This window comes from Grimontia marina (assembly GCF_900060185.1).
GTDB classification, from domain to species: domain Bacteria; phylum Pseudomonadota; class Gammaproteobacteria; order Enterobacterales; family Vibrionaceae; genus Enterovibrio; species Enterovibrio marinus.
Window position 1 is genome coordinate 1 of record NZ_FIZY01000107.1, and the last position, 5291, is coordinate 5291.

Genomic DNA, 5291 nt, shown 5'->3' on the forward strand with positions numbered 1-5291 from the left:
GTGCTATGATGGCCATTACTCAGTCCTTTTTGTGGGTTTTCTCTGTTTGGCGATAGATCAGATCGCGCAAACTGGACTGAGTTTCTCTTACCTTTGAGATCTACTATTAGGAACAGCTATTTAGTATTGTGCGAGTCGCTGCTACTGAGTATCTGAAGTTGGCAATGACACTGAATGCTTCCTCGCCGGTGTAACGTAATGTCGTCAACTGTACTATTGATTTAGGGCGATTTAAGGAAGGGTCTTTCAATGAACATGAGGTATGAAAGTAAACCTTGATTGATGTTGAGTTATCAATGGTTTGCGGCTGTCTCAGTAAGAAAAGGCATTGGTATTGCTTTAGTGTTTTCCGCGGCTCCTTGTGAAGGGTTCATTAACGGAGGAGGGTGTTGTTTAGGTTGGAAGTAATCGTCGGTATTAAAGTTGAGCTCGTTTCCTAAAGCTACATGGAGTGATATCCATGTTAATAGTCAAAAAAAGAGCCTTGATTGAAAAGTTCTATATATTACTCAATATTCAACTTGGCTTATAAAACAAGTGTAATAACATCTTCTTCTTGTAATATCACAACTTAATATATATCTGGCTTTTATTTTGACCGGAAAAATAAGAAGCCCGGTAAGTACCGAGCCTCATTGCAGTTTACTGAGGGAAGGCATTCGATTCGCAATTCACTACGACTAAAGTATTCCGCCCCAGTACATTGCATTTGCAAGAGTGAAAGCGATCGTCGCGCCCATTAGAACAAAAAGCGGAATGTAATTAAAAATTTTTGAAGAGATATTTTTTGACACAATATTAACCCAATGAAGAATAGTTACATAGATTATGCAAATAAATGTGATATATATCAACATCTGAGTGGTGGTGTTTTATTTGTTATTTTTAATAATAGGTAGTGATTTTGACTGGTGATTGAAAAGGCTTATAACTGATTTGTCGGATTTTTAATATATTGTGGAGGTTCGTCAACAATGACTGAAAGGGTTAATAAAAAGGGCAGGTTTCTGCCCTTTATATTCAAAATTCAAGAAAATACGTCTTGAAGTGGTGGTACTACCTGCTTCTTGCGACTTAGGACGCCATCTAGCCAAACCCGACCATTTACGGTTTCTTTTCCATATGCTTGCTCAACTACAGAAACGTCATCGGAAATAACCAGAAGTTCAGAGCCTTCTTTCATAATGTCAGTCAGCAGAAGCATCACGGTGTGGCGATTACCTTCATCTTTTAGTAAAGCAATGTCTGCTTCCAGTTCCGCTTTGATCTCATCAAAAACTGATAGGTCAACAACTTCTAGCTGGCCGATACCTACTAGGTTGCCGTTCATGTTGAAATCTTTGTAGTCACGCATAACCAGATCACGGATTGGCGTTCCAGCTACCGCAGATTTCACATTAAACATTTCCAAGCCCAGTGCTTGGTAATCTTCAATGCCCGCAATCTTTGCCAGATCTTCCACACAGCGTATATCTGCTGTAGTGCAAGTTGGAGATTTGAAGATAACGGTGTCGCTCAGAATCGCGCACATCATGATGCCTGCGATCTCTTTTGGAATTTCTACGCCGTGGAAGTCATACATCATTTTGATGACGGTGTTAGAACAGCCAACAGGACGGATCCAACATTCCAGTGGGGTAGAAGTGGTTAGGTCGCCCAGTTTGTGGTGGTCAACGATACCGACGATCGTGGCTTCTGCGATGTCGTCAGGTGCTTGAGTCAGTTCAGAGTGGTCAACGATGTATACTTCTTCGCCTGCATAGCTCAGTTTCAGCTCAGGAGCTTCAAAGCCAAAGCGATCCAGAATGAAAGCAGTCTCTGGGGAAGGCTCTCCAAGACGCGCTGCTACTGCTGGCTCATCGATTTGGTTTTTCAGGTATGTAAGTGCAATTGCACCACAGATAGAATCAGAATCAGGGATCTTATGACCCACAACATACATTGGCATATTTGGCTCTCGTCATGCTCACATTTGAATTTTGGCGCATTTTACCAGAGTGGCCTTAAATGTACATTCATCCATAGTATGAGGATGTAACAATCGCCCAACATGCGTTGAGCGTTAAAGTTACGGCGAAAAATGCTGAAAAACGACAGCCATCAAAGTGGGAGGATCACACCGACATTGAGTTGAGGCGCTAAGCCGCTCGGCAGAAAGGTGTCCTGATGTCGAAAGTATCCCATTTCAAGACCATATCTGACTTTGATAGGTAGATTGTAATCAAACACCAATGCTGCGCCGACACTTGGTCCATAGGCCTTCAGATCTTCTCTATCTCGGCAAAATTAGTTTCTTGTGCCTTTGTACTCAGCAATACCAGCTTCGAGCTGAACCGAATACGCTTGGTGTTTACTTTCTAAATATTGAACACCTAAACGGTAGTGTTTAACTGACTCTTTGTCTGAGAACCAGTAGGAATCGGCAATTCCGAAACTGCCATACACGGCTTCAAACCCCATGACATCGTTAATGCCAAGTTGAGCACCCAAGCCCCACTGCATTCCGATTTTCAAGTCAGGAGAAAAATGGATATCTGCGGTTGCCATTGAGCTGAATGCAAGTGCTACAGAGCATACTAATTTTTTCATCGTTACTTCTTCCTGTTAGCGAATGGCTCAGAACTTATAGCCGATGGAAAGCGAAAAGTGGTCAGTGAAGGCATCGTCTGTCAGGCGGTCAATGCGCAGGTCGGTATAGATGGTGTCATTGAACGTTGCTCTTACACCCGCACCGACGTAAATCGCGGTGTCTGAGTAAGAGCTGGAAGTACTTCCCGCATCACCAGCATGAAATTCGTATTTGTCTTTGTAGCTTGCAAGGCCAATGACGCCGTAAGGTTTTACATAGAATTGATTGAGATCGAAGGTATAGCCGATATCCGCATCTAACTTGTATGTGTTGGTTTTCAAGTTCGTACCGTATCGCTTCCCATCAGCAATGAGCTCGACACTGTCGCTTGTGTTGCTATATGACATGTTGACACCAAAAATTCGGCTAATGTCATAGCCATATTCGAGTTTAAAACCATTACCCCAATCAACGCGCTCACCATAAACATTTTCAATATCAGCACTGATAAAGCCAACGCCTGCTCGGTGGCCTGAGAAATCGGCTGCCAAAGCGCTTAAAGGAAGGAGGAAGATGGAACCTACTAACACTGCTTTTTTCATGATTGCTCTCTTTATAAGGGAGCATCCTTGCTAATTACGTGAGCCTGTCCTTAAGTGGCGAAACCAGAATAGGGGATTAATGTGATAACCCCCAATTAGCAGCAGTTATGTCGGTGATTAGTTCTGGTTATTGGATGGCGAGTTCCAGTTCTTCTTTTACAAGGCTGTTAAGCCATAGAGTCAGAGGGTCGTTACCGTTTCTTTGGTGGAAGAAACTATTGAGGGAGTAGGTTAGTTCGAAATCTTGGGTATCAATATCTATACGACGCAGAGAAGGGTATGAACTGAAGGGAAAGAGATTGCTGGTAGCGAAAAACATGTCTGATTTATGTAAAACATCGACTATCGCCATTGGGTAGGCAGAGCGAAAGCCAACTTTGTAAGGAAGAGATAATTCTTTCATCTTCTTGGCTGCAACGGGAAGGTCTTCACTCCAACCAGGGATGAAAAGAGAGGCAAGCTCGTACTTAGAAAATTCGTTAGGTGTCGCGGATTTTGATTGAATTGGGTGATCTTTTCTTACCGCGCAACAACCCGTGAGGTCGACTAACTTCTGCTCCCGGATATGTTTAGGCTTAACATCAATACCATATGAAATACCCATTAGAAGTTGGCCACTTTCAATGTCTGTAATAGTAGAAGAAGTCCAATTAACAACTTCAACCTCGAGGAAGGGGGCTTTTTCCCTGAGCTCAAGAATAAAAGTGCCAGACAGACGTATCATGACTTGAGGGGAAATGCGATCCTGATTTTTTTCTTCAGGGTGAGAGGATCAAACGCTTCCAGTTCATTTAAAGAAGATTGGAGGTCGTTTAAAGCCGGAATAATTTTTGCGGCTAATTCTTCCGCTTTGGATGTTTGTTGCAGCCCCTCTGGGACTTTTATAAAAAGCTCATCATTGAAAAAGTGGCGGAGCTTTTTAAGGTTTTGGCTAACGGCTGGTTGTGTTACATACAAACGCTCTGCGGCTTTCCTCGTGTTTTTCTCCTGGAACAAGACAAGAAAAACTCTGAGAAGATTAAGGTCGATGGTATTAAAAATATCTTTAGACATGTGAGGTTAAGCCGTTGTGAAACTGAAGGTTATTATACCCAAATGATCTGAAGATTCTCGTAGAATCCTGCGCCTTTGGGGCGAATCGGATTTATGCCGAATTAACACTTTGTAAAAAGAAAAAACGCTGACTGAGCAGCGTTAAAAAGGCTTTTCGCACTATGAGTTTGTTATAAATCTCTCATCAGAATCTCAAGCTCTTCCGTGGCTTCTTCAATGAGATTTTCCAGTTCTTTGGCGTCATCATTTGCAAGAGGTAATTGCCAATGGACCGGTTTGCCGTTTGACGTATGTTTGCATACCAGCTTCGTTACCCTGCCGCTACGCTCGAAACGCAGGTTTTCGAACTCTGCGGCATGACATTGTCTTTTCTCTATTATCTCAATTTCGATCAGGCCGGTAGGATTTACCTGAACATGAGCATGTAGTTGCTTGGTGTCTTTTAACAAATAATTTCTGTGTCGAGCCAACATATACCACCCCTCAGCTGCGTCCCATTCCGCACTTCAAGTGTAGTCAACTGGATGTATATAGATCGGTAAAAAGCGTGTAAAAAAGAGCAAACATTGATCAAGGTACTGATGCGTAAAAAGATCTTTTTTTCGCGTACTTAATACGGTAATTTTGAAGGATTTTATCTGGTGGTCTGAGTGGTATAAAAGAAAAACCCAAGCGGGACTCGGGTTTTAGGGAATTCACATCGCGCGGGCGATTTTTTCCAATGCATTATGCAATGAAGACATATCCTCATTGGACAGTAATGAAGATAGGAGCAGCTTATTGTTAGATTCTGCCTGAGACATCATGTCAGCGACCATTTGACCTTTTTCTGATAGTGCCAGAATTTTGGAACGGCGGTCATGAATGTCATCACGACGAACAATGTACTCTTCCATCACTAAGCCTTGCACAATCCGGCTCACTTTCGATTTCTCGCTGGCTAAATAGCTGTTCCTAATAGTAGATCTCAAAGGTAAGAGAAACTCAGTCCAGTTTGCGCGATCTGATCTATCGCCAAACAGAGAAAACCCACAAAAAGGACTGAGTAATGGCCATCATAGCACCGA

Annotated in this window: 7 protein-coding genes; all 7 read right to left on the minus strand. The window is 42.6% G+C overall.

The features are described 5' to 3' along the window. Positions 1-1027 precede the first annotated feature (1027 nt). The 7 genes from GMA8713_RS25005 to GMA8713_RS25030 all read right to left on the minus strand — a co-directional run bounded on the left by GMA8713_RS25005 (position 1028) and on the right by GMA8713_RS25030 (position 5147). The gene (locus tag GMA8713_RS25005) at positions 1028-1948 is read right to left on the minus strand and encodes a manganese-dependent inorganic pyrophosphatase (RefSeq protein ID WP_062715304.1); all 921 of its coding nucleotides are present in this window, start codon (positions 1946-1948) and stop codon (positions 1028-1030) included. A 338-nt stretch (positions 1949-2286) separates the two neighbouring features. After that, complete coding sequence (locus tag GMA8713_RS28320) at positions 2287-2589, minus strand: hypothetical protein (protein WP_232314570.1); 303 nt, start codon at positions 2587-2589, stop codon at positions 2287-2289. Positions 2590-2616: 27 nt separating this feature from the next. Further along, positions 2617-3171 carry a porin family protein gene (locus GMA8713_RS25015; RefSeq protein ID WP_062715306.1) on the minus strand — a complete coding sequence of 185 codons (555 nt, stop codon included), beginning with the start codon at positions 3169-3171 and terminating at the stop codon, positions 2617-2619. A 127-nt stretch (positions 3172-3298) separates the two neighbouring features. Further along, entirely contained in the window at positions 3299-3775 is a 477-nt protein-coding gene (locus GMA8713_RS28325) for a type 2 periplasmic-binding domain-containing protein (protein WP_232314571.1), read from the minus strand. A gap of 116 nt (positions 3776-3891) precedes the next feature. After that, positions 3892-4224, minus strand: a complete 333-nt coding sequence (locus tag GMA8713_RS28330) for a LysR family transcriptional regulator (protein ID WP_232314572.1) — start codon at positions 4222-4224, stop codon at positions 3892-3894. Between the two features lie 170 nt (positions 4225-4394). Beyond that, on the minus strand, positions 4395-4697 hold the full coding sequence (locus tag GMA8713_RS25025) for a hypothetical protein (RefSeq protein ID WP_062715308.1): 303 nt from the start codon (positions 4695-4697) through the stop codon (positions 4395-4397). Positions 4698-4919: 222 nt separating this feature from the next. Then, the gene (locus GMA8713_RS25030; RefSeq protein ID WP_198159584.1) at positions 4920-5147 is read right to left on the minus strand and encodes a winged helix DNA-binding protein; all 228 of its coding nucleotides are present in this window, start codon (positions 5145-5147) and stop codon (positions 4920-4922) included. Positions 5148-5291 lie beyond the last annotated feature (144 nt).

Coding starts and splice junctions, on each gene's coding strand:
- GMA8713_RS25005 (WP_062715304.1), bottom strand. CDS start 1,948: ATGCCAATGTATGTTGTGGGTCATAAGATCCCTGATTCTGATTCTATC.
- GMA8713_RS28320 (WP_232314570.1), bottom strand. CDS start 2,589: ATGAAAAAATTAGTATGCTCTGTAGCACTTGCATTCAGCTCAATGGCA.
- GMA8713_RS25015 (WP_062715306.1), bottom strand. CDS start 3,171: ATGAAAAAAGCAGTGTTAGTAGGTTCCATCTTCCTCCTTCCTTTAAGC.
- GMA8713_RS28325 (WP_232314571.1), bottom strand. CDS start 3,775: ATGGGTATTTCATATGGTATTGATGTTAAGCCTAAACATATCCGGGAG.
- GMA8713_RS28330 (WP_232314572.1), bottom strand. CDS start 4,224: ATGTCTAAAGATATTTTTAATACCATCGACCTTAATCTTCTCAGAGTT.
- GMA8713_RS25025 (WP_062715308.1), bottom strand. CDS start 4,697: ATGTTGGCTCGACACAGAAATTATTTGTTAAAAGACACCAAGCAACTA.